At 64.4% G+C, this 25,061-nt stretch carries 22 protein-coding genes; 13 read left to right on the plus strand and 9 right to left on the minus strand.

Translation table 11 applies throughout. The features are described from left to right. The first annotated feature begins 562 nt into the window (after positions 1 to 562). Positions 563 to 4,585 (plus strand): VCBS domain-containing protein, encoded by a 4,023-nt coding sequence (locus tag NLM25_RS35245; protein ID WP_254139938.1) that lies wholly within the window; start codon positions 563 to 565, stop codon positions 4,583 to 4,585. Positions 4,586 to 4,697: 112 nt separating this feature from the next. Here NLM25_RS35245 and NLM25_RS35250 read toward each other — a convergent pair whose 3' ends face one another. The 3 genes from NLM25_RS35250 to NLM25_RS35260 form a co-directional block, all read right to left on the minus strand. Continuing rightward, positions 4,698 to 5,639 (minus strand): LysM peptidoglycan-binding domain-containing protein, encoded by a 942-nt coding sequence (locus NLM25_RS35250; protein WP_254139939.1) that lies wholly within the window; start codon positions 5,637 to 5,639, stop codon positions 4,698 to 4,700. A gap of 127 nt (positions 5,640 to 5,766) precedes the next feature. Beyond that, a complete protein-coding gene (locus NLM25_RS35255) occupies positions 5,767 to 6,576 on the minus strand; it encodes an outer membrane protein (protein ID WP_254139940.1) in 810 nt (269 codons plus the stop codon). 225 nt (positions 6,577 to 6,801) lie between these two features. Beyond that, positions 6,802 to 7,266: a MarR family transcriptional regulator gene (locus tag NLM25_RS35260; RefSeq protein WP_254122453.1), complete on the minus strand. Its 465-nt coding sequence runs from the start codon at positions 7,264 to 7,266 to the stop codon at positions 6,802 to 6,804. A 117-nt stretch (positions 7,267 to 7,383) separates the two neighbouring features. On the opposite strand from NLM25_RS35260, the gene NLM25_RS35265 reads away from it, so the two are divergent. Both NLM25_RS35265 and NLM25_RS35270 read left to right on the plus strand, forming a co-directional pair. Continuing rightward, complete coding sequence (locus tag NLM25_RS35265) at positions 7,384 to 8,592, plus strand: ABC transporter substrate-binding protein (protein ID WP_254139941.1); 1,209 nt, start codon at positions 7,384 to 7,386, stop codon at positions 8,590 to 8,592. Between the two features lie 16 nt (positions 8,593 to 8,608). Next, positions 8,609 to 9,787, plus strand: a complete 1,179-nt coding sequence (locus NLM25_RS35270) for a cytochrome P450 (protein ID WP_254139942.1) — start codon at positions 8,609 to 8,611, stop codon at positions 9,785 to 9,787. Between the two features lie 27 nt (positions 9,788 to 9,814). On the opposite strand, the gene NLM25_RS35275 is transcribed toward NLM25_RS35270, so the two are convergent. Beyond that, a complete protein-coding gene (locus NLM25_RS35275) occupies positions 9,815 to 10,441 on the minus strand; it encodes an ABATE domain-containing protein (RefSeq protein ID WP_254139943.1) in 627 nt (208 codons plus the stop codon). A 125-nt stretch (positions 10,442 to 10,566) separates the two neighbouring features. Between NLM25_RS35275 and NLM25_RS35280 the strand changes: the two genes are divergently transcribed. From NLM25_RS35280 to NLM25_RS35295, 4 genes are read left to right on the plus strand one after another with little or no spacing between them, the layout of a single operon-like run. Continuing rightward, positions 10,567 to 11,262: an alpha/beta fold hydrolase gene (locus NLM25_RS35280; RefSeq protein ID WP_254139944.1), complete on the plus strand. Its 696-nt coding sequence runs from the start codon at positions 10,567 to 10,569 to the stop codon at positions 11,260 to 11,262. Positions 11,263 to 11,295: 33 nt separating this feature from the next. Further along, positions 11,296 to 12,156, plus strand: a complete 861-nt coding sequence (locus NLM25_RS35285; protein WP_254139945.1) for an alpha/beta fold hydrolase — start codon at positions 11,296 to 11,298, stop codon at positions 12,154 to 12,156. 15 nt (positions 12,157 to 12,171) lie between these two features. After that, complete coding sequence (locus tag NLM25_RS35290) at positions 12,172 to 12,942, plus strand: SDR family oxidoreductase (RefSeq protein WP_254139946.1); 771 nt, start codon at positions 12,172 to 12,174, stop codon at positions 12,940 to 12,942. 43 nt (positions 12,943 to 12,985) lie between these two features. Next, positions 12,986 to 13,546 (plus strand): TMEM175 family protein, encoded by a 561-nt coding sequence (locus tag NLM25_RS35295; protein WP_254139947.1) that lies wholly within the window; start codon positions 12,986 to 12,988, stop codon positions 13,544 to 13,546. 67 nt (positions 13,547 to 13,613) lie between these two features. On the opposite strand, the gene NLM25_RS35300 is transcribed toward NLM25_RS35295, so the two are convergent. Further along, entirely contained in the window at positions 13,614 to 14,333 is a 720-nt protein-coding gene (locus NLM25_RS35300) for a hypothetical protein (RefSeq protein ID WP_254139948.1), read from the minus strand. Positions 14,334 to 14,618: 285 nt separating this feature from the next. Here NLM25_RS35300 and NLM25_RS35305 point away from each other — a divergent pair, with 285 nt between their 5' ends. After that, positions 14,619 to 15,542, plus strand: a complete 924-nt coding sequence (locus tag NLM25_RS35305) for an ABC transporter ATP-binding protein (RefSeq protein ID WP_254139949.1) — start codon at positions 14,619 to 14,621, stop codon at positions 15,540 to 15,542. Continuing rightward, positions 15,539 to 16,300, plus strand: a complete 762-nt coding sequence (locus tag NLM25_RS35310; protein ID WP_254122463.1) for an ABC transporter permease — start codon at positions 15,539 to 15,541, stop codon at positions 16,298 to 16,300. Before NLM25_RS35305 ends, NLM25_RS35310 begins: the two co-directional genes overlap by 4 nt. A gap of 111 nt (positions 16,301 to 16,411) precedes the next feature. Here NLM25_RS35310 and NLM25_RS35315 read toward each other — a convergent pair whose 3' ends face one another. Beyond that, complete coding sequence (locus NLM25_RS35315) at positions 16,412 to 16,735, minus strand: hypothetical protein (protein ID WP_254122464.1); 324 nt, start codon at positions 16,733 to 16,735, stop codon at positions 16,412 to 16,414. 326 nt (positions 16,736 to 17,061) lie between these two features. On the opposite strand from NLM25_RS35315, the gene NLM25_RS35320 reads away from it, so the two are divergent. After that, positions 17,062 to 17,847, plus strand: a complete 786-nt coding sequence (locus NLM25_RS35320) for a L,D-transpeptidase (RefSeq protein WP_254139950.1) — start codon at positions 17,062 to 17,064, stop codon at positions 17,845 to 17,847. Between the two features lie 158 nt (positions 17,848 to 18,005). Beyond that, positions 18,006 to 18,989, plus strand: coding sequence for a glycerophosphodiester phosphodiesterase (locus tag NLM25_RS35325; RefSeq protein ID WP_254139951.1), 984 nt, complete (start codon positions 18,006 to 18,008; stop codon positions 18,987 to 18,989). A gap of 109 nt (positions 18,990 to 19,098) precedes the next feature. Here the strand turns inward: NLM25_RS35325 and NLM25_RS35330 are convergent, their stop codons facing one another. Beyond that, on the minus strand, positions 19,099 to 21,378 hold the full coding sequence (locus NLM25_RS35330; protein ID WP_254139952.1) for a fused MFS/spermidine synthase: 2,280 nt from the start codon (positions 21,376 to 21,378) through the stop codon (positions 19,099 to 19,101). A gap of 261 nt (positions 21,379 to 21,639) precedes the next feature. On the opposite strand from NLM25_RS35330, the gene NLM25_RS35335 reads away from it, so the two are divergent. Next, positions 21,640 to 23,250 carry an NAD(P)/FAD-dependent oxidoreductase gene (locus tag NLM25_RS35335; protein ID WP_254139953.1) on the plus strand — a complete coding sequence of 537 codons (1,611 nt, stop codon included), beginning with the start codon at positions 21,640 to 21,642 and terminating at the stop codon, positions 23,248 to 23,250. A 275-nt stretch (positions 23,251 to 23,525) separates the two neighbouring features. On the opposite strand, the gene NLM25_RS35340 is transcribed toward NLM25_RS35335, so the two are convergent. Further along, a complete protein-coding gene (locus NLM25_RS35340; protein ID WP_375166950.1) occupies positions 23,526 to 23,681 on the minus strand; it encodes a Flp family type IVb pilin in 156 nt (51 codons plus the stop codon). 164 nt (positions 23,682 to 23,845) lie between these two features. On the opposite strand from NLM25_RS35340, the gene NLM25_RS35345 reads away from it, so the two are divergent. Continuing rightward, positions 23,846 to 24,733, plus strand: a complete 888-nt coding sequence (locus tag NLM25_RS35345) for a 50S ribosomal protein L11 methyltransferase (protein WP_254139954.1) — start codon at positions 23,846 to 23,848, stop codon at positions 24,731 to 24,733. A gap of 119 nt (positions 24,734 to 24,852) precedes the next feature. On the opposite strand, the gene NLM25_RS35350 is transcribed toward NLM25_RS35345, so the two are convergent. Further along, positions 24,853 to 25,032 (minus strand): hypothetical protein, encoded by a 180-nt coding sequence (locus tag NLM25_RS35350; RefSeq protein ID WP_254139955.1) that lies wholly within the window; start codon positions 25,030 to 25,032, stop codon positions 24,853 to 24,855. Positions 25,033 to 25,061 lie beyond the last annotated feature (29 nt).

The following is a 25,061-nucleotide window of genomic DNA, read 5'->3' on the forward strand; positions in this document are numbered from 1 at the left end:
AGGACGGGCTTTAGCGGATCGACTTGAGCCTGCGCCGGCGCCGCAAGTCCACTCGCGATAACCCAGGCAAAACCAGCCACCAAGGCTGTAATCGTGTGGCTGCACATGACCCGCCCTTTCCGAGAAGATCCTGCCGAGAAGATCCTGTTCGCGTGCCCGCTTGCCGGGCTTTGGAAGTCCCGGCCAGGCTCGCACGTCATGCACCGCGAATATCTACCACCCGGATCGGTCCTGTGGACCAGCTCTCCAGAGGGAGTACCTCCTTTTTGCCATTGATCTTGGCGCCAAGCCGTTTGCCTCGCTACCGAAAGTGAGCCACTTTTTCGCACCGCTTAGTCGTCAACAGTTCCGAGAGACAAGCTGCTCGTGTCGAGTACGCGGCATCTCGCGTGACCTGGTCAATCTTCCGTACCCATAGAGATGGGGGATTTAGTCAAACGTTTTCGGCGTGCAAGCCTGGGATGCCAGCGCCATTGTTTGCCCCAGTGGCGTAGGCAAAACCGAGAAGAAGACCGCGGCACCGCGCCAAGCCCGAATAATTCGGCATGCAAGGCCAAAGTCAATGTTCATCGCTTCGGGCGTTGCCCCCCATGGAGCTATTGCGACTCTGCCTCTCCAGATCATCGGCATGGTTCGGACAGCGTTTGGTCACGCGACTCTCACGCGTGACGGCGGCGCGGCGACTCGGGTCAGCGTTGGCGACCTTGTCTGTCGCGGTGACGTAATCGAGACCGCTGCGGATGCGCAGATCGGAATTCGGCTTCTCGACGACACCGTATTCAACGTCTCCAGCTGCGCTCGCATCGAGCTGCGCGAATTCACCTGCGATTCCGACGGCGCTTCGCGTTCGACCGTGCTCGCAGTCGCCAGCGGAAATTTTGCTTTCGCGGCCGGCCGGCTGACAAACAGCGGCACCCTGACGATCGACACCCCCATGGGAAGCGTTCGCAGCCGTTCCCATGCGAGCGGGTTCGGCATCCTGACGATCGCGGCGTTGACCTTCTCGATGATGAAGGACGCACAAGCCGCAGACCCGGACACCACGTTTCTGGACGATGACAGGATCACCTACAAGGACCTGCAGCACGGCGCCTTCGAGCTCATCACCAAGGAGGCGGTCCCGCGACACATCATCGTGGATGATCCCGGCGAGACCATCGTCCTGCACCGGATCGGCTCCTCGGTCAGCATGAACCAGGTTGCCAACAGCGCTGCTCGAATGGAGGAGTTGCAGGCGGCTCAACAGGACGTGCTCGCCAATCTCACGCGAGGCGCAACAGGATCGAGCACGCCACCTTTCGCCGACTCGCTTCCGCTGGAGCACATCAATTTCACGTTCGAAGACAGAATTGTGCCGTTGGGCTCGTCTACGCCAGAGCCGGTGTTCGTAACCCCACTCATCGTACGGCCGCCGCCGACACTGGGCGTATCGGCCGGGCCGGTCGAGATCGACACGATCACGTTCGACGAGTTCACCGCGACCACCGGCACCTTCGCCGCCAGCAGCGCGTTCAATGCCACATTGACCTATGGTATTAGCGGCGGGACGGTCGGCAACACGGTCCTGAATGGACGGACATACGATGTTTCGGAGGCCGGACCGTATGGCACCCTCTATCTCAACAGCACATCCGGCGCCTACGCATTCGTTCCGAACAGCGCTGCAATCAATGCCCTGCAGTCGCCGACGAGCACGAGCTTCGTCATCACGGTCTCGGACGGCGGGCTCTCGGCGAGTCAGACCTTCACCATCGCCATCAACGGCGTCAACGACACCGCCGCGATCTCAGGCAATGCCAGCGGCGGGGTGGTGGAGGCGGGCGGCACCGCCAATGCGGCGCCCGGCACACCAACCGCAACCGGCACGCTCACAGACACGGACGTCGACAACCCGCCCAACACCTTCACGGCCATCAGTTCGCTGACCAAGAGCACGGGCGGCTACGGCAGTTTCACGATGACTGCCAACGGCGTGTGGACTTACATCCTCGACGATCACAATAGCACGGTGCAGGCCCTTCGCGTCGGCGACACCCTGACCGATACCCTGACGGTGACCACGATCGACGGCACCCCGCAAGTCGTGACGATCACGATCCAAGGCAGCAACGACGCCGCCGTCATCTCCGGCACCTCGACCGGTTCAGTCGTCGAGGCAAGCGGTGCTTCGCCCGGCACGCCGATCGCGGCGGGCAAACTTGTCGCCACGGATGTCGACGACCCCTCCAGCACCTTCGTGGCTGTCGGCGCGCCGACGGCAAGCGCGCATGGCTATGGCTGTTTCACGATCACCGCGGCCGGCGAGTGGACCTATGCACTCGACAATGCCAACGCCGCGGTTCAGGCGCTCAACAAGGCCGACACGCTGACCGACTGCTTCACGGTCACCACGACCGACGGCACGGCACAGGTTGTGACGATCACCATCAACGGCAGCAACGATGCTGCCGTCATTTGCGGAACGACGACCGGCTGGGTGCTCGAGGCCGGATGTGTGGCCAATGGAAAGCCTGGCAAGCCGACTGCGACCGGCACGTTGACCGATGCAGATCCCGATGATCCGCCCAACACCTTCACCCCGGTGAGCACGCCAAAGACGAGCGCGGGCGGCTTCGGGACCTTCACGATGACAGCGCTGGGCACGTGGACCTACACGCTCGACAACAACAACAGCGCAGTGCAAGCCCTCAATGACTGCGATACCCGGACCGATCATTTCACCGTGACGACGCTCGACGGCACGCCGCAGGTGGTGACAATCACGATCAAGGGCATGAATGACGCCGCCATCATTTCCGGAACCACGACGGGCTCGGTGCTCGAAGCCGGCGGCATCTCGTCCGGGATCCCGTGCGCGACCGGCAAGCTCGCCGATACCGACGTCGACAATCCGGCGAACACCTTCACAGCGGTGACCTCGTGCACTGCAAGCGACGGCGGCTACGGCACCTTCACCATGACCGCGTCCGGCGTATGGACCTATGTGCTCGACAACAACAACTGCGTGGTGGACGCGCTCGACATCGGCGATACGCTCACCGATCACTTCACGGTGACGACCATCGACGGCACCGCCCAAGAGGTGACGATCTGCATCCGTGGCGCCAGTGAAGCCGACCCCAACGACTTCGACAATCTGGCAACAGGAGCAACCGTCGTCTGCGATCCCCCGTTTGTCTACGGCACGCCGGGGGATGACTGTATCGCCGGCGGCGGCAATTTTCCCCAAACGGTCTACGGAGGTGCCGGTGACGACACCCTCAACGGCACCGGCGTGAACGACACCATCTTTGGCGGATCGGGCAACGATGCGATCAAGGGCAACAACGGGGATGACATCATCTACGGCGGCTCCGGACGAGACAATATCGACGGCTGCAACGGGTGCGACACCATCATCGGCGGGCTCGGTTCGGACAGGCTCACGGGCGGCAATGGCGATGACAACTTCGTGTATCTGTCGACGGCAGATTCCCGTGCAGACCGGTTCGATACGATCACTGATTTCAAATCAGGAGCCGACAAGATCGATTTGACGGCCATCGGAGCGCTCGGATTCCTGATCCTGGCATTGACCTCGACAAGCACATTCGTGCCGGCCCACACCATCGCCTGGATTTACGACGGCTCGGCCAATGAAACCGTCGTCTATGTCAATCCGACGGATCGAACGCTCCATATCGGCGATTCCGGCCTGCTGGAAGTTCATCTCCAGGGTGTCGCGACCATCGATTCGTCTGATTTCATCGTGGACCAAACCGCCGCGCTGGCCCCGGCTGTGAGCGACACCATCGGCCCGACCGCAGCCATGCAAGGTGACACGGCCGTCGCTGCGATCAGTACGTCCGAGGTCTCCGCCGACACGACGGACGGCAACAGTCCGCCCTCCTCCAGCGGAGGCTCAACCGCTCCATCGGTGGATGTCAGCCATCACCTCGATGCCGCTCAGGATCGGAGCAGTGTGAGCGAGGCAACCACCTCTTCCACCTCGGGCCAGGCTGCCACGCCATCCACCCTCTCGGATCCGGCAACCGTTTCGCCGTCGATGGACTCCTTCAGATTTGTGTTCGAACAGACCGCGACCAGCGAGAGCACCCATTCGAGCGGAACTGGCGCGGGCGGCATGCCGCAGGAAAGTCATCCCGTGCCGGATGTCGCCCCCACCATGGTGAGCGCTGCCGATACCGGAAATGCGGTTGATGCCGCCCCAGAGATCGCCCTCGAAAACGGCGACGGCGCGCGTTCGAGTCCTCCTCAGACCAACGAACACCGTCACGCTTCGACCGGGGAGCCAAGCAGGCCTCATTCTCAATTTCATTCTGCGGCTGATGACGCACACGGACACTGGCAGGAAAATCCGCACGGGCTGGGCCATTCCTTCCACTTCCTGAATCCGGCGATCGAGAGATCGGGCATCGCATTCGAGAACGATGTCCCAGCGCCGCTCGACCATCACGAACGCGCGGCAAAAGCCGACGGACATGGCGACGCCGCGGCGGCCGCCGAGCTTTCGCACCTGCACCATGGCGCTCACGTCGTCGACGGTTCAGTCGGATCTCATGTGCATCACGACCTCATCGTGTGACCCTGGCCTGCTGACGATGCCGGCAACTTATCGCGGCATGTTCGCGTGAGACTCGCTCCGCAAGCCGGAGAGAGAACGCACTTCCTGGTTTCCGATCAGACCGGTCCCGGACCTACCGCCGGCTCGGCGTTGTCGGCGTCGCCATCGCGGCCGTCGGCTCCGGCGGCGTCAGATGGCGCGGGACGATGATGGACTGGCCGGGTGTGAGGGTCGCGTTCTCCGCCAGCGAGTTGCTCTGCGCGAGCGTCCACAACGGCACGCGGCGGGCTGCAGCGATACTCGCCATGGTATCGCCCGCGCGCACCGGGACCCGCACCCCGCTGTCCCACAATTCCACCAGCGTATCCGCCGGCACGAGATAGCGCAGCGGCACGGCATCAGCCTGGCCCTGCGCAGGGATACGCGGCAGCTGCGTCACCATCTCGACGATCTGGCGATGAATGTCGTCCGACTTCTCGATGTTGATGTGGCTGACCCGCGAGTTCTCCTTGAGGTCGTAGCTCGCATAATGGCCGCGATAGCCGGGCACGGCCACGACGTCGCCGCCGCCGAGCACGCTGTCGGACAGGAAGATGTTGATGAAGCGCTCGACATTGAGCGGCACGTCGCCGGTCGCATGCGCGGGGTCGATGGCGATGACGAGGCTGATCGGAATGTTCTCCTTGGCCGCCATCTCGGAGATTACGATCGAGCACAGCCCGCCCATGGAATGGCCGATCAGCACGATCGGCGCCGGCGTCTCCTTGTAACTGGAGATGACGCGGCCGCCGATGAACCGGCACAGGGTGAACTCATAGACGTCGGCCGCGAAGCCGGCCTGCGTCAGCTTCTCGCCGAGCCGGTCCATGCCGGTCGAGAAGATCGGCCCCATGGCGCCCCGGAACAGGTAGACCTTCGGCGGCGGCAGCGGCTCCACGGGCGGAGCGGGAGGCGGCGGCGCGGCGGTCGCGACCGCAGGGCGCTTGGACTTGGCCGGAGAGGCAACAGCCGTACCGGTGCCGAGGGCAAGCAGCGCGACCGCTGCGAGCACGACTAGCCGCCTCAAATCCATCATCAATCCAGCCGTCCCACACGCGAGGCAAGGGCCTCCCCCAAACCGGCTTAGTGACGACCGATTTGGCGGATTTTGGGGCGCCGAGGGCCGTCCGGACCGCACCAGGCGGCCGGACTCCTATGGGACTTCAGTATTTTGCGACGACGGGCGTGCCCCAGTCGAACTTGTAGTTCAGACCTGCCTTCACGATGTTGCCGCGAGTCGAGAAATTGTAGGTCGCGAAATCGGCCCCAACGGGATTGGTCTGCGGGCCGGTGATCGTGCGGCTGCCGAGATCGTAGTAGAGGTACTCGCCTTTCACGCTCCAGTTGCGGGCGAAGGCCCATTCCGCGCCGGCACCGACCGTCCATCCGAAACGCAGGTCCGAGGCGCTTGCGGTGAACTGGCGCCCGAGCCCCGGCACAGCGAAGAATTCGTTGATGTTAGCTGTGTCCTTGACGTTGGCATAGGCGAGACCGCCGGTCACGAACAGCAGCAACCGCTGCGACACAATTCCACCGAGACGGCCGCGCACGGTCCCGAAGAAATCAATCTTCTCGCTCGCGCTGGTTCGAACAAGGGGACCGATTGCCGGCAGATCGACATTGCGGGAGTCGTTGATGTCGGCGAAATCGAAATCTGCCTCGATGCCGACCAAGCCGCGACCAAACTGGTAATTCCAGCCAACCTGTCCGCCGACGAGATAGCCTTCCGGCCGCAATCCACCGACGGCAAAGGGGACGGCGCCAGGCTGCGAGATCGTGATCAGAGGGGAGCCGGAAACGGCGACGTCGCTGGAATTGTTCCAAGCATAGCCGCCGTTCACACCGATGTAGAAGCCGCTCCAATTGTAGCCGGGATCGACAACTGCGGGACGTGCCTTGTAGGCAAGATCGGCGGCCGAAGCAGCCACCGGTCCGAGAGCGAGGAACAGGGTGGCCGCGATGATCTTCTTCATGTTCATTTCCAGTCCATCGCGTCCGACGGCCGGACGCGCGATTCTAAAATTCTGCAGAATTGGCGATATCCTAGGCGGCCAGGCCGCATTTGGCTGTCACCTGAAAGACACAACCTTGGCGTGAGGGCTGGGACAATTCCGACGATACTGAGCGCGTCGCGACGCTCACAGCCTGCCCTTGAGCCGGCTGCGATGCGCGGTCTGTAGCAACACCGCAGCCTTGCCCTAAAGCGGCAGGATCCGGTTCAGCAGATCAAGCAAGGTGCGCTGCTCGGCCTCGCTGAGCGGGACGAGCATCTTCTTGTTGTACGGCTCCGTCAGCCTTGCCGCCTCTTGAATGAGCTTTGCGCCCTTTGGCGTGAGCACGAGCTCGACGGCGCGGCGATCCGCCTTCGAGCGGTTGCGCTTGATGAAACCCGATGATTCCAGCTCGTTCAGGATCTTGATCAGGTTGGGCAGGCGCAACCGCAGCAGGCTTGCAAGGCTGCTCGGCGGAACGCCGGGATTGTCGCGGATGACGGCGAAGATCGCATAGGTCGCGGGCGTCACGCCCAATGCGGCGAACTCTTCGTAAAAGCCCTCGAAGAATTTCAGCTGCGCCAGCCGCAGCATGAAGCCCGGCGTGCGCTGGAGCGCCTGCAAATTCAACGATTTCTCCGGCGGCTGGCCGGGCTTCCCTGCGGGTCTCACGGGCTCATGTTCCTCGAACCGCGGCGGCCAGACATCCGCCGAATTGACTCTCCCGAAAATAGATATAAAATATAACTATTATTTAGCGGCACCAAGACCGCCCACGGGAGGGAGACAATGAACAGCAAATTCCTGCATAAATTGTGCATTTCGGCCCTGATGCTGGCCGCAGCGCCGGCATTCGCCCAGGATGCGGTGAAGATCGGCATCCTGAACGACCAGTCGGGCCCGTTCGCCAGCTATCAAGGCGTCGGCTCGGTCGTCGCGGCAAAAATGGCGGTCGAAGACTATGGCGGAAAGGCCGCGGGCAAGCCCGTCGAGGTTGTCGCGGCGGATCACCAGAACAAGACGGACATCGGGATCGGCATCGCGCGGCGCTGGTACGAGAACGACGGCGTCGACGCGATCTTCGACATTCCGAACTCGTCGATCGCGCTTGCCGTGGCCGGCATGAGCGCCGAGAAGAACAAGGCCTTCGTCGGATCGGGCGCCGGCACGGTGCTGCTGACCGGCGAGAAGTGCACGCCGAACACCGTGCACTGGACCTACGACACCTATGCCTACGGTCGCGGCCTCGGCAAGGCGATCGTGCAGCAGGGCGGCAAGAAGTGGTTCTTCATCACCGCCGACTACGCCTTCGGACACGATCTGGAAAAGCAGGCCGCGGAGGCCGTCAAGGCATCCGGCGGCGAGGTGCTCGGCAGCGTGCGGCATCCGCTGGGAACGGCCGACTACGCTTCCTTCCTGCTTCAGGCGCAGGCTTCGGGCGCCAACGTCGTCGGCTTCGCCAATGCCGGCGACGACACCATCACCTCGATGAAGCAAGCCGCCGAGTTCGGCCTGACCAAGGACCACAAGCTGGTCGGATTGATCCTGGGAATGAACGGCCTGCCCGCGCTCGGACTTAAATTTGCGCAGGGCGCGCAGATCATGAACCCGTTCTATTGGGATCTGAACGACGGCACGCGCGCTTTCGCCAAACGCTTCGCCGAGCGCATTCCGTCGAAGGCCTATCCGAACGACATGCAGGCCGGCGTCTATGCCTCGGTCATTCACTATCTCAAGGCGGTCGACAAGGTCGGCGGCGCCAAGGACGGCAAGGCCGTCGTCGCCGCGATGAAGGAGATGCCCACCGACGATGCGCTGTTCGGCAAAGGCTATATCCGCAAGGACGGACGCAAGATCCATCCGCTCTACCTGCTCCAGGTCAAGGCCCCCGAGGAGTCGAATTCGGCCTGGGATCTGCTGAAGGTCGTCGCCACGATCAAGGGCGAGGACGCGTTCCGCTCCGAGAGCGAAGGCCACTGCCCGCTGACCAAGCAATAGCGGCCGGGAGCTGACCATGAGCGGCATTGCATCCAGTCCGGTCGACCCGTTTGCGCCCGACTTCCTGATCGACCCCTATCCCGCCTATCAGGCGCTAAGGGCGCTCGGGCCCGCGTTCGCACTGGAGCGCTACGGCGTGTGGGCGATGGCGGGCTATGCCGAGGTCGAGCCGGCGCTGAAGGACTGGAAGACCTTCATCAGCGGCGAAGGCGTCGGGCTGCACGGGATGAACCCGGCGCTTCCGAAGCCGCTGACGCTGCAGATCGATCCGCCCGATCACGACAAGGGCCGGCGGGTTCTCGGCCGTACGCTGTCTCCGGGCGTCGCAAGGAAGCTGCGCGAGACGTTTCAGCAGGAGGCGGAGAGGAAGGTCACCGAGCTGATCGACAAAGGCACGTTCGATGCCGTGACCGATCTTGCGGAAGCCTATCCGATGAAGGTGTTTCCGGATGCGATCGGCATCCGGCCGGACGGCCGCGAGAAGCTGCTGGCCTGGAGCACGTTCGTGTTCGACAGCTTTGGTCCGGAGAACGAGATGCTTGCGGCTTCGCGGAAGGAAGGTCTCGCGGCGCAAAGCTGGATCATGGAATGTTGCGCCCGCGACGCCTTACGCCCTGACAGCCTCGGCATGATGATCTACCAGGCGGCCGACGACGGCGAGATCAGCGAGCACGAAGCAACGCATCTGGTGCGGCCGTTCCTCACCGCGGGGATCGACACCACCGTCAATGGCATCGGCAACACGCTGCTGGCGCTCGCCACGCACCCGGATGAATACCGCAAGCTGCACCACAAGCCGGAGCTGGCGCGCAACGCTTTCGAGGAAGGCCTGCGCTACGATTCCCCGGTGCAGACGTTCTTTCGCACCACCTCGCGCGACGTCGAGATCGGCGGCGGCGTGATCCCCGCGCACCGCAAGGTGCTGCTGTTCATGGCCTCCGCCAACCGCGATCCGGCGCGGTGGGACGGACCCGATCGCTTCGACGTCGAGCGGCTCGCGACCGGCCATGTCGGCTTCGGCGCCGGCATTCACGCCTGCGTCGGCCAGATGATCGCGCGTCTGGAAGGCGAATTGATCTTCAGCGAGCTCGCAAGGCGCGTGAAGACCATCGAGCTCACGGCAGAGCCGAAACGCAGGCTCAACAATTCCCTGCGCGGGCTGGAGAGCATGCCGGTTCGTGTCACCGCCGCCTGACGGCATCGCATGTGACGTTGCGGTCGGTCAGTTCCGGTGCTTGAGCCGGTCGCGGTGCGCGGCCTGCTTGGCGCGGTTGCCGCAGATCGCCATGCTGCACCATCGCCGCGCACGCCTGCGGGTATGGTCCACGAACACCATCGTGCAGCTATGGCCCTCGCACGCCTTCACGTTCGAGAAGTCTTCCTCGCAGACGAATTTCGCCATCGCTTCGCCGACCGGCAGCAGCAGTGATTCCGGCGATCGCCAGCGCCGCGTCGTGCGCAGCGCGAGGCCATGATTGTCATCGTGAAGCCGGGCTTCGATCCGGCCGAAAACCTCGTCGCGCGCCAGGAGGCTGTTGAGCGGATCGAGCTCGCCTAACACCTCCGCACCGAGTGGCCGGCCGGCATGGCCGCGGACGAACGTCCTGAACCACTCGCGCAAGGCCCTCGCCTGTTCGGCGACCGCGTCCAGCTCGCCCGGCTTTGCGCGCGTGCTCAGCATCTCCAGTTCTTCCGCGGGGACGAGCCTGGCCTGCGCCAGCCAGTCGACCAGGCCATCGCCGTCGTTGATCCAGTCGACGGGCACATCGACCGGCGTCGCGATCGAGTTCAGGAAATCGAGACCGCGCGAGTCGGCGATGAACATGGCGGGCGGTCTGTTGTTTGACATGCGTCGCTTCTCTGCCGGGCGGGAAGATCGGATCTGTAACCCGTTAAATGCGTCTTGACAAGTTACTCATCGGGCTAATAACCCTCAACTCAGCTATTTAACAGGTTACTATCCAGGAGGCGAAGATGGCCAAGGCGGAGATGACTGTGATCCTGGCCCATGGCGCTTGGGCCGATGGATCGAGCTGGGCGCGCGTCATCACGGCGCTCAAGGCCGACGGCATCAAGGCGCAAGCGGCTCCGCTTTCGCTGACCTCGCTTGCGGACGATGTCGCCGCCCTCAACCGGAGCCTGGACCGCACCGAAGGTCCGGTGGTGCTGGCGGGACATGCCTATGCCGGCGCGGTGATCGCATTGGCACGCCCCGCACGCGTGAAGGCGCTGGTGTATGTCGCAGCGCTGGCACCTGACGAAGGCGAGAAGGTCGCGGACGTGTTCTATCGTCTCGCCCCGCATCCGCAGGCGCCGAAGCTTGCGCCTGACGACAACGGCCTGATCTGGCTGCCTGAAGACGCCTTCGCGACCGCCTTCGCGCAAAACGCGTCCGCGGAAGATCACACCGTGCTCGCCGCCGTGCAGCGGCCGATCTCGGTCGACTGCATCACGATCCCTGGCGGGCGTCCGCTCTGGAAGGACGTGCCGAGCTGGTACCTGCTCGCGGAGCAGGACCGCATGATCGTGCCGGAGATGCAGCGCTTCATGGCCGAGCGCATGAAGGCGCAGATCCGTACCCACGCCGTCGATCACACGCCGAGCGTCACCGCGCCCGCTTTCGTCGCCGAGATCATCCGCGACGCGGTTCGTTCCGTGCGCAGCAACTAGCGCTTCATCCCCCATCGAAAAACGGAGAACGACATGACCACCACCCGATATCGCACGGCAGACGTCGACGGCTTCAAAATTTTCTATCGCGAGGCCGGACCTTCGGGCGCGCCGAAGCTGCTGCTGCTGCACGGCTTCCCGAGCGCCGGTCACATGTTCCGCGACCTGATCCCGTTGCTCGCTGACAAGTACCACATCGTCGCGCCCGACCTTCCCGGCTTCGGTCAGTCCGACATGCCGCCGCGCAAGGACTTCATCTACAATTTCGACAACATCGCGCATGTGATCGAGCGTTTCACCGAAGTGATCGGCTTCGACCGGTTCGCAATCTACGTGTTCGATTATGGCGCGCCGACGGGCTTTCGGCTGGCGCTCAGCCATCCCGAACGGATCACGGCCATCATCTCGCAGAACGGCAACGCCTATGAGGACGGCCTCAGCGACGGCTGGACCCCGATCAAGGCGTATTGGCAGGATCCCTCGCCGGCGAACCGCGACGCGCTGCGCGCCTTCCTCACGCCGGAGACGACGCGCTGGCAGTACACGCACGGCGTTCCAGATCCGGCCATGGTGTCGCCGGACGGCCAGAACCTCGACAATTTTTACCTGGCGCGTCCGGGCTCGGACGACGTGCAGCTCGACCTGTTTGGCGACTACAAGAGCAACGTTGCGCTCTATCCGCTATTCCAGAGCTACTTCCGCACGCGCAAGCCGCCGTTCCTGGCGGTGTGGGGCAAGAACGACCCGTTCTTCATCCCGCCCGGCGCCGAAGCCTTCAAGCGCGACAATCCCAACGCCGAGGTGCAGTTCTTCGACACCGGCCACTTCGCGCTGGAAACGCATGCGCGCGAGATCGCGGACAGCATCCGCGATTTCCTCGGCCGGCTGCGCTAGCGCGAGGATTTCATCATGTCGCCATCCGTCGCCATCGTGACAGGCGCAAGCTCCGGGATCGGCCGGGCTGCCGCACTACGGCTCGCGCAGGACTTCGGCGCGGTCGTCGTCGCTGCACGCAGCGCGGACCAGCTGGAAGCGGCCGGACGCGAGATCAAGGCGGCCGGCGCCGAGCCGCTGCAGCTCGATCTCGACCTGGCGGCTCCGGCTTCGGCCGACACGCTCGTGAGCCGGACGCTGGATCGCTTTGGCCGCATCGATGCCCTCGTCAATGTCGCCGGCGCTGTTCCCGGGCTCGATGTGTTTGAAATGACCGATGCGCAGTGGGACGCCGGCATGGCGCTGAAATTCCACGGCGCGCGGCGTTTGACGATCCGTGCCTGGGACGCGCTCAGGCAAGCCGGAGGACGTGTCGTGTTCATGTCCGGCAATGCGGCGGTGATTCCGAAGCCGGGAGCCGCGGCCGTCGGCGCCATCAATGCCGCAATCGAAGCCATGGCGAAGGCGTTCGCGGAACGCGGCATCGCCGACGGGGTTCAGGTCAACAGCGTCTCGCCCGGCGCGATCATGACCGGCCGCCGCCTGTCCATGATCGAGAAGGCCGCGGCGTCCCGCAACATCTCGCTCGACGAAGCAAAACGACAGGCGCTCAATCAAGCCGGCATTGTCAGGTTCGGCGAAGCCCGGGAAATCGCCGAGCTCATCGCATTCGCGGTCTCGCCGCGGGCGCGCTGGATGACCGGCACGGTGCTGCGCATGGACGGCGGTGAGGTGAAATCGACGTGATGGAGCAGCCGACATGGCACATGCGAGACGGACTCCGGAACGATTGAGCGCATTTTCGGACGGCGTGTTCGCCGTCCTGATCACGGTGCTGGTGCTCGAGCTTCGCCCGCCCGAAAGCCCGACCTTCGCGGCGCTGCTGGCGTTGTGGCCGACCTGGCTCTCCTATGCCGTCAGCTACGTTTTCATCGCGATCGTCTGGGCCAATCACCATCATCTGATGCGCTATGCGAGCGAAACGACGCCGCGGCTGATGTGGTTCAATTTTGCCCATCTGTTCTCGGTGTCGCTGCTGCCGCTCTCCACCGCCTGGATGGCGGTGAGCGAGCTCGCGGCGCAGCCGGTCGCTTTCTACGCCGCAGTGTTCTTCCTGGTGAACGCGACCTATGTCGCGCTGCTCTGGGACCTCGTCGGGCGTGCGCCGGCGGGCGAGGTCCAGCCACGGGAGCGCAGGATCATGCGCACCCGCTCGATCGTCACGCTCGCGACCTTCGCGATCGCAGCCGGCGTGGCTTTGAGATTCCCCGTGGCCGGACTTGCGATGTGCTGCTGCTGCCTGATCGTCTATCTGAAGCCGGAAGCGCCGGGTGGCGAGGACGAGGCATAAAGCAATGCCGCCGTCGAGCTGCAGGTCGACGGCGGCACAGACGAGATCTCGAGCTAATGTGCCGACTTCAGTTCCGTGCCGGCGCCGTTGCGGCTGCCGAGCGTGCCGGACGCGGTGCGCGCGGTTCGGCAACCGGAGCGGCCGGGGCGCGCGAGCGCATGATCGCGGCGTCGATCTCGGCGATGACCCTGCGCTGGATCGCCTCGTTCTTGTCGATCGAGATGTGGCCGACGCCGGTGCCGCGGACGTCGACATTGTCGAGCTTGCCACGCAGGCCAGCCGCGGCCCGCACCGGCTCGCCGGGACCATCGCCGATATAGATGTTGATGTAGCGCTCGGCGCCGGTCGACAGCCTGGTCTTGAACACGGAATCGAGGCCGATCGCGAGCTTCACGGGCACGCCGAGCTGGTTGAGCTTGGCGATCATATCCGGCAGCGCGGTCGCGCCCGAGGAATGGCCGACCAGGACGATGGTCTTGATTCGGCCGGCCTTGTAGGCGGTCGCGGCTTCATCGGCGAGCGAGGACCAGGACACGAAGTTGGCGACGGTCACCGGGATGCCCTGGGCCTGGAGCCGGGAGCCGATCGTGTCGAGCCCGAGCGAGAAGATGTTGAGCACGCCGCGGAGCAGGTAGACATGCGTGGTCTGGGCGGCAGCCTGACTCGGGGCCGCCTTGGCGGTGGTCGGGTTGATGGCAACAGCTGACAGCAGGAGCAGGCAGATCGCCCACACGCGGATGGCGGACAACTGGCTGGCGCCGGCGGTGTGACGGCCGTTCGGTCTCATCGGTCTTTTCCCTGGGGACAATACGCTTTGCGATCGGCCGGAATCGTAGCCACGCCCTGCTCGCAGACGCAACAAAGAGGCGCGTGAGTGGCAATCTTAGCCACAGCCCGTGACCATCGCGCAACACTTGCCTGAAACCGGCCACCGAAGCGCCTGTTTTGAGACCATTTTTCTCCCGGCAATTGCGGCCGGGCAAGAGCATTCCTATTTCAGGGCTCCGCTGACCTCCTCCCGGGACGGTTCCAGCCCCCTCCCCAGCCTTTGCCCCTCAGACTTGCGGCCATCATGTCCTCCATCATTTCCGTCGCCAATTTGTCGAAGACCTATGGGTCCGGCTTCAAGGCGCTCAAAAACGTCAATCTCGACATCAAGCGCGGCGAGATCTTTGCGCTGCTCGGACCGAACGGGGCGGGCAAGACCACGCTGATCTCGATCATCTGCGGCATCGCCAATCCCAGCGAAGGCAAGGTCCTCGTCGGCGGCGAGGACATCCAGACCTCCTACCGCAAGGCGCGCTCGCTGATCGGCCTCGTGCCACAGGAATTGCACACCGACGCCTTCGAGAGCGTGTGGGCCACGGTGAGCTTCTCGCGCGGCCTGTTCGGCAAGCCGAAGAATCCTGCGCACATCGAGAAGGTCCTGAAGGACCTCTCGCTCTGGGACAAGAAGGACAACAAGATCATCACGCTTTCCGGCGGCATGAAGCGCCGCGTGATGATTGCCAAGGCGCTGTCGCACGAGCCGCAGATCCTGTTCCTGGACGAGCCGACCGCCGGGGTCGACGTCGAGCTGCGCAAGGGCATGTGGGAGGTGGTGCGCACCCTCCAGCAATCCGGCGTCACCATCATCCTGACCACGCATTACATCGAGGAAGCCGAGGAGATGGCCGACCGCATCGGCGTCATCAACAAGGGCGAGATCGTGCTGGTCGAGGACAAGGCGACCTTGATGGAGAAGCTCGGCAAGAAGCGGTTGACACTGCATCTGCAGGGCAAGGTCACGACGCTGCCGGACAGCCTCAGCCATTACGAGCTCGACCTCTGCGACGGCGGCGCGACGCTCGTCTACGACTATGACACCAAGGGCGAGCGCACCGGCATCACCAGCCTGCTCAGCGACCTCCGCAACGCCGGCATCCGCTTCAACGATCTCGACACGACTCAATCGTCGCTCGAGGACATCTTCGTCGACCTCGTGAGGACGTCATGAATCACCGCGCCATCCGCGCCATCTATCTGTTCGAAATGGCGCGCACCTGGCGCACGGTGCTGCAAAGCATCGTCTCGCCCGTCGTCTCGACCTCGCTCTATTTCGTGGTGTTCGGCGCCGCGATCGGCTCGCGCATCAGCGAGGTCGAGGGCGTCAGCTACGGCACCTTCATCGTGCCGGGCCTGATCATGCTCTCGGTGCTGACGCAGAGCATCGCCAACGCCTCGTTCGGCATCTACTTCCCCAAATTCACAGGCACGATCTACGAGATCCTGTCGGCGCCGATCTCCTATTTCGAGATCGTGCTCGGCTATGTCGGCGCCGCCGCGACCAAGTCGATCATCCTCGGCCTGATCATTCTCGCCACCGCCGGCCTGTTCGTGCCGCTGCACATCCATCATCCGGTCTGGATGCTGGCCTTCCTGGTGCTGACGGCGGTGACGTTCAGCCTGTTCGGCTTCATCATCGGCATCTGGGCCGACGGCTTCGAAAAGCTCCAGATGATCCCGATGCTCGTGGTGACGCCGCTGACCTTCCTCGGCGGCAGCTTCTATTCCATCGACATGCTGCCGCCCACCTGGCGCACGGTGGCGCTGCTCAACCCGGTCGTCTATCTGATCTCGGGCTTCCGCTGGAGCTTCTACGAGATCGCGGATGTCAGCGTGTCCGTCAGCATCGGCATGACGACCGCGTTCCTGGTGATCTGCCTCGCCATCATCTGGTGGATTTTCCGGACGGGTTACCGGTTGAAGAACTGATTGTCATTCCGGGGCGTGCGAAGCACGAACCCGGAATCCATTCATCCAGTGGCTCTGCCGCACGATGGATTCCGGGCTCGCGCTCCGCGCGCCCCGGAATGACGACGGTGCTTACCGATAGCAATGGAAGCGGTGATAGCCGTCATAGTAGCCGCGGCAGCGGTAGTGGCGATGATGCGGAATGCCGAACACGCCCTCGACCGCCCCCACGGCGCCACCAACACCGGCGCCGACCGCGCCACCAACCACGCCGCCCACAGGGCCGGCGATCCGGTTGCCTTCATAGGAGCCTTCCTGGGCGCCGCGCACGATGCCCTGGGCGTGGCCGGCTTGCGGCAGCGACAACAACGCGAGCAGGATGGCAGCGGCTGCGAACAGCAGACGGATTGGCAGACCAGCCGGCAATTGCGCGGCGGCGATACGGGCTTTGTTCATCTTCGGTCCCAAGGGAATTAAAGGGGGCAAGGCGGCGAAAGCCGCCTGTCGGGGTGGCCACGATCAACGCCCGAAGCGGCCGAATGGTTGCGCCTTTATGACGAATTGTCGGCGTTGTGAACGCTCGGCACGCTCGCGAAAATGTCAGCGCCGCCGCCAGCCACGTGGCACAAAGCGGCCTTGCTTACGCCCGGCATCGCGTTAACGATGGGCCGCCAGGCCGCTGGAACGAAAGCCGGATTGCAGACATATTGCACGCCGGGGGACGGAGAGCCGCAGCGCCTGGCGTGAACAGGCCGGAGGCCAGAACTCAAATGCGTTTTCAGATGCGTTCATTTTTTATCGCTTTCACCTCCCTGATGCTTTTGAGCGCGGGCACCGCGCAGGCCAAGGTCGAGATCACCGTCGACAAGGACAATCAGCAGATGACCGTCGCGGTCGACGGCGTCGCGCGCTATCGCTGGCCGGTGTCGACGGGCATTCCCTCGCGTGAAACGCCGAACGGCGCATTCCGCGCCTTCCGCATGGAAGAGGATCACTACTCCAAGGAATTCGACGACGCGCCGATGCCGCATGCGATCTTCTTCACCAAGGTCGGGCACGCCATCCACGGCACCGACTCGGTCGGCCGGCTCGGCTCGCCCGCGTCGCATGGCTGCGTGCGGCTGTCGCGTCAGAATGCGACGACGCTCTACGCGCTGGTGCAGCAACAGGGCGTGCTCAACACCACGGTGACGCTGACCGGCTCGGCCCAGGTGGCTCTGGCCCGCAATCCGCGCGGCCGCAACCCCACAGCAGTGGCCCGCGCTCCGCAGCCTGCCGAAGAGCAATACGCCACGTCAGGCGATCCCGTGAATCTGGCGCCGCCGGCGCAGCCCGCCCGCCGCTACATGCCACAGGACGACAACTACATCTATCCGGCCGACGGCAGCGACACCGGCGCGCGCTATCCGGCGCCGCGCCCCTCCACCCGGCCGCTCTATGACGCGCAGGTCTATCAGCAGCAGCAGCCGCGCTCCTATTACGACCAGGGCGCTGGCCAGCAGGGCTACTATTATCAGCCGCAGCCCCGGCAGGTTTATCAGCCGCGCGGCTATTACTACCAGAACTGACGCTATTCGAACGCAGCGTTGCCGCGTTCGACGACGAAGGGCGCGGCCGACCGGCTCTCAAAATCTCGGGCCCGGTCGGGGCTTCGTTTTTGCGACGTTGCCGACAAGCCGGCAAAGTGCTCGACTACCAAGCACTGCCCCTTGCCCAGCGTGCCGCCATGCCCTCACATATCTCAACGATCTTGACTGTGATCCTCGTTTCGATGGCGGGAGAGGCTATGGCCTTCGATCTCGAGGCGCATCGCGGCGGCCGCGCGCTGCTGCCGGAGAACACCCTGCCGGCCTTCGCCAATGCGCTGTCGATGGGCGTGGACACGCTGGAGCTCGACGTCGGCGTGACCGCGGATGGCGAAGTCGTGGTGTCGCATGAGCGCGGGCTCAATCCCGATCTCGCGCGGAGATCCGACGGGACCTATGTCACGCCGCCCGGCACGCCCTTCGTAAAACTGCGGCTCGACGAGGTCAGATCCTATGACGTCGGCCAGATCCGTCCCGACAGCTCTTATGCGAAGCAATTCCCCGATCAGCGGGCCGTTCCGGGGACACGCATTCCCACCCTGAGCGAGTTGTTCGCGCTGGTGCGAAAGTCCGGCAACACTCGCGTGCGTTTCAACATCGAAACCAAGATCGATCCGAACCATCCGGACGAATCCCTCGATCCGCAAGCTTTCGTCACCAAGGTGCTCGGACTGATCGACACTGAAAAGTTTTCCGACCGCGTCATGATCCAGTCGTTCGACTGGCGAACCCTGCTGCTCGTCCGGCAACAGGCGCCCAACATCCCGACGGTCTACCTGACGCTCCAGCGCGGCTCAGGCCAGACGGTGGCGCTCGACAAGGCTACCAACTGGACGGCGGGCTTCAATCCTGCCGATCACGGCGGCTCGCTACCGCGGACGATCAAGGCTGCGGGCGGCGCGGTCTGGTCGCCCTATTTCGGCGATGTGACCGGAGCGCTCATCTCGGAGGCGCACGCACTCGGACTGCGCGTCGTGGTGTGGACGGTCAACAAGCGTGAGGACATGACACGCATGATCGAGCTCGGCGTCGACGGTATCATCTCGGACAGGCCGGATTTGTTGAGAGACATCGCGGGCGAGAAGGGAATTGCGCTGCCGGCGGGGACGCCGGTGGCGCCGTAGAATCCCCCTTGCAGCCTGGATGGAGCGCAGCGAAATCCGGGAGCAGTGTCCGCCGCGCGAAGGCACCCCGGATTGCGCTGCGCTCCATCCGGGCTACGAAGAATCGTTCCTACTCCCCGTCGCGCAGACGCCGGTACAGCGCGCCCAGAATGTTGGAGTAGTCGTCGGTCCAGACCCGCACCCGGTCGTCGGCTTCGGTCTGCTCCCATGACTTGGAGGCGGCGAGCCGGCCGATGTCGGCGTCTTCGCGCGCGGAGATGACGACGTCGGTCGAGAAGATGTAGTCGCTGTCGCGCCCGGAATCCTCGTTGAAGACCCAGCTCTTCAAATCATTGGCGTCGGCGATGCCGACCACGACGGTCTCGAGATCGAGGTGCCGGTTGGAGACGTGCATCACCACGGCGCCGTGCGGAGCCAGCTTGTCCTTGTAGATCTTCATCGCCTCTTCGGTGGCGAGATGGATCGGAATCGCATCCGACGAATAGGCGTCGACGATGATCAGGTCATAAGCGCCGTCGGGCTCCTTCGCGAAGGTGAGGCGGGCATCGCCGATCACCGGCTTCATGTCGGGCATGCAACTCGAAATGTAGCGAAAGTTCTTCGGATCGCTTGCGGCGTCGACCATGGACTGGTCGATCTCGAAGAAGGTCCAGTTCTCGCCCGGCTCGGCGGCGCAGGCGAGCGTACCCGAGCCGACGCCGATCGCGGCGACCTTCAGCGGCGCGCCCTTGCGCTCGCGGATCGCGGTGACGGCCTGACCGATGCCGCCATCCTTGTGGTAGTAGGTGATCGGCTCGGGCCGGCCGGCGACAGGCGTGCCGTCATTGTTGCGGAAGCGCTCGGCGCCGTGGATGGTGGTGCCGTGCATCAGCACGTGGAAATAGCCGCCGGGCGTCACCACGATCTTGTGCACGCCGAAGAAGCTGCGCACCGTCGTGACGCGGCCCTCGTCCGCGGGATAAACGCGGATCAACGCCAGCGCGAGCGCGACGGTCGCAAAGATCTTCCAGCGGCCGGCGTTGAGCGCCAGCGCCAGCAGCGCGGCGAGCACGCCGACAGCGCCTGCGACCCAGACCCGGTGATCCTCGAACCAGGTCGAGATGCCGCCCGTCATGAACGAGGGCACGACGAGCGCCACCGCGAGCGCGGCGAGCGCCAGCCAGTACCATTTCACGATGCCCACCAGCCGCTCGTTCGCGGGCGGCCGGCACAGCGCGGCGAGCGCGATCAGGATCGGATATTCGGCGATCCATGAGAAGGTGAATGGGGCGACGAGGCCGGCGAACAGCCCGCCGACCATGCCGCCGAACGACAGCGCGACATAGAAGCCGGTGAGATATCTGGCGGCCGGCCGTGTCCGCGCCAGTTCGCCGTGGCAGGCCATGGCGATGACGAAGAAGCACAATTGGTGGCCGCCGAGGGTCAGCAGCAGATTCTGTTCGCCGCCGAAGGCCAGCAGGAAGATGACGCCCGCGATCGCGACCGGCTGGAGCATCAGCATCCATTTGTGCGGCAGCAGCGGCCGCGACTGGAACACCACCACCCAGGTGAGCAGATACAGCGACAGCGGCAGCACCCAGAGCAACGGCGCCGCCGCGACGTCGGTCGAGATGTGCGCGGTGACGGCGATGAGCAGGCCTGACGGCACCGCGGCGAGGAAGATCCAGCGCAGCCGCGTCACCATGTCAGGCGCGGGCGCATTGACGTCCTCGGTCTGCACGTCCACCACGGCAAGCTTCGGCGAGCGCAGCAGCAGCACGCCGCAGGCTGCAATGAGGAGAATCAGGAGGCCATAGCCGCCGGTCCAGAGCCGGTTCTGCGTGTGCAAAGTGAACATCGGCTCCAGCAGGAACGGATAGGACAACAGCGCGAGAAAGCTGCCGATGTTGGAGGAGGCATAGAGGAAATAGGGATCGTGCCCGGCGGGATGGCCGGTGCGGACGAACCAGGCCTGCAGCAGCGGATTGTTGGCGGCGAGTGCGAAGAACGGCAAGCCGATCGAGACCACGAACAGGCCGAGCAGCCAGAAGGCATAGCCGGAGGCCGGCGGCTCACCATAGGCGGTGGCGATGCCGAGCGGCAGCGTGGCGAAGGCTGCGATCAGCAAAACCAGATGCACCGCGACCGGGACGATCCGGTTCCTGACCTGCATCAAGAGGTGTGCATAGGCATAGCCCGCCAGCAGCAGCGACTGAAAGAACACCATCGCCACCGACCACACCGCCGGCGAGCCGCCGAGCCGCGGCAGCACCATCTTCGTGAACAGCGGCTGCACCGAGAACAACAGCAGCGCGCTGACGAAGATCGCGGCGGTGTAGACCGTCAGCAGCAACCGGTTGCGCGACGAGGACGGCTGCTCCGTGGCGGCGGGTTGCACGATCGAATCCATGGAAGCTCCAGCAAAAGCGTTTTCCGGCGAGGTGGGCACCGGTCGCGCGAGAAAACGCGTCGGATAAGTCCTCCGGCGGGCGCCGGACGCGCGCAATGGAGCACAAGGCGCCTGAACGGGCAATAAAGGGACACGTGATGTTGCAGCGACGATTGCTTGATATAGAGATGTCATTCCGGGGCGCCTCGAAGAGGCGAACCCGGAACCTCGAGATTCCGGGTTCGATGCTGCGCATCGCCCCGGAATGACGCCAGGGACATCATGAGCGAAACCGACGTCGTCATCATCGGCGCTGGCCATAACGGCCTCACCTGCGCGGCCTATCTCGCGATGGCGGGCCTGCGCGTGCGCGTGGTCGAGCGCCGCAAGGTGGTCGGCGGGGCCGCGGTCACGGAGGAGTTTCATCCGGGCTTCCGCAATTCGGTCGCGGCCTACACCGTGAGCCTGCTCAATCCGCAGGTGATCCGCGACCTCGCCCTTGCCGAGCAGGGCCTGCGGGTCGTCGAGCGGCGCGCGCAGAATTTCCTGCCTGCGCCCGACGGCAGCTATCTCCTCACCGGCGAGGGGCGGACGAAGGCGTCGGTCGCGCGGCTCAGCGCGCATGATGCGGAGGCGCTCGACGGGTTCTCGCGCGAGCTGGAAGATATCGCCGACGTGCTCAGGCAGTTCGTGCTGCGCGCGCCACCGAACCTGCTCGACGGCTTTGGCACGAGCGCGATCCGCGAAGCCGTGAATGCGTTCCAGAGCGCCAACATCCTGCGCACCCTGACGCTTGAGCAAAGCCGCAGCCTGCTCGATCTCTTCACCCGCTCGGCCGGCGAGATGCTGGACGAGCGCTTCGAGCATGATCTGGTCAAAGCACTGTTCGGCTTCGATGCCATCGTCGGCAACTATGCCAGTCCGTACGCCGCCGGCTCGGCCTACGTGATGCTGCATCACGCCTTCGGCGAGGTGAACGGCAAGAAGGGCGTTTGGGGCCACGCCATCGGCGGCATGGGCGCGATCACGCAGGCGATGGCGCGCACCGCACAGGGCCGCGGCGTCGCGATCGACACCGATGCGGGCGTGCGCGAGGTGATCGTCGAGCGTGACCGCGCGGTCGGCGTGGTGCTGGACAACGGCGAGACGATCCGCGCGAAATATGTCGCGGCCAACGTCAATCCAAAGCTGCTCTATACGCGGCTGATCGCGGCCGACGCGCTGCCGAAGGACTTCCTCAACCGCATCCGGCACTGGAAGAACGGCTCCGGCACCTTTCGCATGAACGTGGCGCTGGACCGCTTGCCCTCCTTCACCGCGCTCCCGGGCGATGGCGATCACCTCTCCTCCGGCATCATCCTGGCACCGAGCCTCGATTACATGGATCGCGCGTATCTCGACGCGCGCGCGCAGGGCTGGAGCAGCTCACCCGTCGTCGAGATGCTGATCCCGTCCACGCTCGACGACACGCTTGCACCGGAGGGCAAACACGTCGCGAGCCTGTTCTGCCAGCACGTCGCGCCCGAACTGCCCGGCGGAAAATCCTGGGACGACCATCGCGAAGAGGTCGCCGATCTCATGATCGCGACGGTGGACACATATGCGCCGGGCTTTGCCGCAAGCGTGCTCGGCCGGCAAGTCCTGTCCCCGCTCGATCTCGAGCGGCAATTCGGCCTCCTCGGCGGCGACATCTTCCACGGCGCGCTGACGCTGAACCAGCTGTTCTCGGCGCGGCCGATGCTGGGTCATGCCGATTATCGCGGGCCCCTGAAGGGCCTCTATCACTGCGGCTCCGGCGCCCATCCCGGCGGCGGCGTCACCGGCGCCCCCGGCCACAACGCGGCGCAGGCGATCCTGAGGGACCACCGCTCGCTGTTCGGAAGCCGTGGATAGGTCTGTGGAAGAGCTGTGGACAGGTCTGTTGGCAGGGCTGTGCGAAAGCGGTGGGTAGCCGGTGCGCGGCGGCCCGCGGAGCCGCGTGCGAGGGGGTGGAAAAGCTGGGGATGAGTGGCGGGATAAAGCCGTGGACAACGAGCGGGAAACCAGCGGACGACCTGTGGATCCCCAAAACGACCTCGCCCGCCGGGGGGCAATTCCCCGTGCGGGCGATCGTCAGGAAACAGCCTCTAAAGAAAAATCAGCCCCCGCCGGGAAATGGGAAGCGGAAATTACTTCAAGGAGGTGCTAATCGAACCGAACTTGTCGTTCAGGCTGGTGCCCAGGCTGTTCACCACCGTGATGATCGCCAGTGCGATACCCGCTGCGATCAGGCCGTACTCGATCGCGGTTGCACCGGACTCGTCCGACCAGAACTTCTGAATCATGCGCTTCAAGACTTGCCTCCGTTTCAATTACAGAATGAGTGGACTGGTTCCAACATCCGAAAATCTACGGGGCTCAACCTTCGGTCGGGTTAATCTGGGAACCGCAAGTTATACGGAAAATTGGGAACAAAAGTTCCAAAAATTGGACTCAGCGGAACCCTAGGATGCAGCTTTCCCCCACCCATCGCGCCTGCTTTTCGATCGGCACCGAGGCCGCGGCCAAGCGGGTCGTCGATGTGCTCACAGAGGTCTTTTTGGAGGGCGATGCGGCAGTCGCCGCCTTCGAGCGGCCGGACGGACAATGGGACGTTACCCTCCATTTTGCCGAGGCGCCTGACCAGGCATTGCTGCGCGAAGTCGTTGCGACGTCAGCAGGAAACGACATCGCCGGGACCCTGACCTTCGACACCATCGAGGCCAAGGACTGGGTCAAGGCGAGCCTGGAAGATCTCGTCCCGGTACCGGCCGGGCGCTTCGTCGTGCACGGCAGTCACGACCGCGACCGGGTCGCGCCGAACAAGCTTGCGATCGAGATCGAGGCGGCGCTCGCCTTCGGCACCGGCCACCACGGCACCACCCGCGGCTGTTTACTGTTGCTTGACCACGTCCTGAAGAGTTCCCTGCCGAGGAGCCTGCTCGACCTCGGCACCGGCACCGGCGTGCTGGGGATCGCGGCGGCGAAAGCGCTGCATCGCGCGGTGCTCGCCTCCGACATCGACCCGCCATCGGTGCGGGTGGCGGCCGAGAACGCGACGCTGAACGAAGTCGGCAACCAGGTGCGGGTGATCCGCGCCACCGGCTTCGCCGCACCGGATTTTGCCAAATGCGGCCCGTTCGACCTGGTCCTGGCCAACATCCTTGCCAACCCGTTAAGGCAATTGGCCGGCCCGATGGTGCGGCACCTCGCGCCCGGCGCCCGCGTCATCCTCTCCGGCCTCTTGACCCACCAGGCCCCCGCCGTGATCGCCGCCTACCGCGCACGCGGCCTCGTGCCGCTGCGGCACCTGCGGATCGAAGGGTGGAGCAGCTTGTTGCTGCGGAAGATGGGGTGAGCGAGGGTGCCGTAGGGTGGGCAAAGCGGAGCGTGCCCACGCACTTTTTGCGACCGAGAGAGATGGTGGGCACGACGCTTCGCGCCTTTGCCCACCCTACGGCATTATCGTCGCCGCTCTTACTCCGCCGGCTTCTTGTCCCGGCGCAGCGCGCGCTCGCCCCGCAAGGCGCGCTTGGCGCGGCGTTCGGCGAAACGATCGATCATCTGGGTGATGAGGCCGCGCGGCTTCTTCGGGGGCGTTGCGGCCGGGGCGCGGGCGGCCGGCGGCGAAATCTTCTCAAACGTGAACGCTGGCATCGTGTGTCCCCTCGCCGTTGAGATGAACC

The organism is Bradyrhizobium sp. CCGB01, from assembly GCF_024199795.1.
In the GTDB taxonomy this organism is placed as follows: Bacteria; Pseudomonadota; Alphaproteobacteria; order Rhizobiales; family Xanthobacteraceae; genus Bradyrhizobium.

Bases quoted from the DNA above. Each gene is read 5' to 3' on its own strand.
- NLM25_RS35245 (WP_254139938.1), top strand. From the start codon at position 563: ATGTTCATCGCTTCGGGCGTTGCCCCCCATGGAGCTATTGCGACTCTG.
- NLM25_RS35290 (WP_254139946.1), top strand. From the start codon at position 12,172: ATGTCGCCATCCGTCGCCATCGTGACAGGCGCAAGCTCCGGGATCGGC.
- NLM25_RS35270 (WP_254139942.1), top strand. From the start codon at position 8,609: ATGAGCGGCATTGCATCCAGTCCGGTCGACCCGTTTGCGCCCGACTTC.
- NLM25_RS35315 (WP_254122464.1), bottom strand. From the start codon at position 16,735: ATGAACAAAGCCCGTATCGCCGCCGCGCAATTGCCGGCTGGTCTGCCA.
- NLM25_RS35310 (WP_254122463.1), top strand. From the start codon at position 15,539: ATGAATCACCGCGCCATCCGCGCCATCTATCTGTTCGAAATGGCGCGC.
- NLM25_RS35305 (WP_254139949.1), top strand. From the start codon at position 14,619: ATGTCCTCCATCATTTCCGTCGCCAATTTGTCGAAGACCTATGGGTCC.
- NLM25_RS35320 (WP_254139950.1), top strand. From the start codon at position 17,062: ATGCGTTCATTTTTTATCGCTTTCACCTCCCTGATGCTTTTGAGCGCG.
- NLM25_RS35275 (WP_254139943.1), bottom strand. From the start codon at position 10,441: ATGTCAAACAACAGACCGCCCGCCATGTTCATCGCCGACTCGCGCGGT.
- NLM25_RS35250 (WP_254139939.1), bottom strand. From the start codon at position 5,639: ATGATGGATTTGAGGCGGCTAGTCGTGCTCGCAGCGGTCGCGCTGCTT.
- NLM25_RS35300 (WP_254139948.1), bottom strand. From the start codon at position 14,333: ATGAGACCGAACGGCCGTCACACCGCCGGCGCCAGCCAGTTGTCCGCC.
- NLM25_RS35350 (WP_254139955.1), bottom strand. From the start codon at position 25,032: ATGCCAGCGTTCACGTTTGAGAAGATTTCGCCGCCGGCCGCCCGCGCC.
- NLM25_RS35265 (WP_254139941.1), top strand. From the start codon at position 7,384: ATGAACAGCAAATTCCTGCATAAATTGTGCATTTCGGCCCTGATGCTG.
- NLM25_RS35345 (WP_254139954.1), top strand. From the start codon at position 23,846: ATGCAGCTTTCCCCCACCCATCGCGCCTGCTTTTCGATCGGCACCGAG.
- NLM25_RS35330 (WP_254139952.1), bottom strand. From the start codon at position 21,378: ATGGATTCGATCGTGCAACCCGCCGCCACGGAGCAGCCGTCCTCGTCG.
- NLM25_RS35280 (WP_254139944.1), top strand. From the start codon at position 10,567: ATGGCCAAGGCGGAGATGACTGTGATCCTGGCCCATGGCGCTTGGGCC.
- NLM25_RS35285 (WP_254139945.1), top strand. From the start codon at position 11,296: ATGACCACCACCCGATATCGCACGGCAGACGTCGACGGCTTCAAAATT.
- NLM25_RS35325 (WP_254139951.1), top strand. From the start codon at position 18,006: ATGCCCTCACATATCTCAACGATCTTGACTGTGATCCTCGTTTCGATG.
- NLM25_RS35255 (WP_254139940.1), bottom strand. From the start codon at position 6,576: ATGAAGAAGATCATCGCGGCCACCCTGTTCCTCGCTCTCGGACCGGTG.
- NLM25_RS35335 (WP_254139953.1), top strand. From the start codon at position 21,640: ATGAGCGAAACCGACGTCGTCATCATCGGCGCTGGCCATAACGGCCTC.
- NLM25_RS35340 (WP_375166950.1), bottom strand. From the start codon at position 23,681: ATGATTCAGAAGTTCTGGTCGGACGAGTCCGGTGCAACCGCGATCGAG.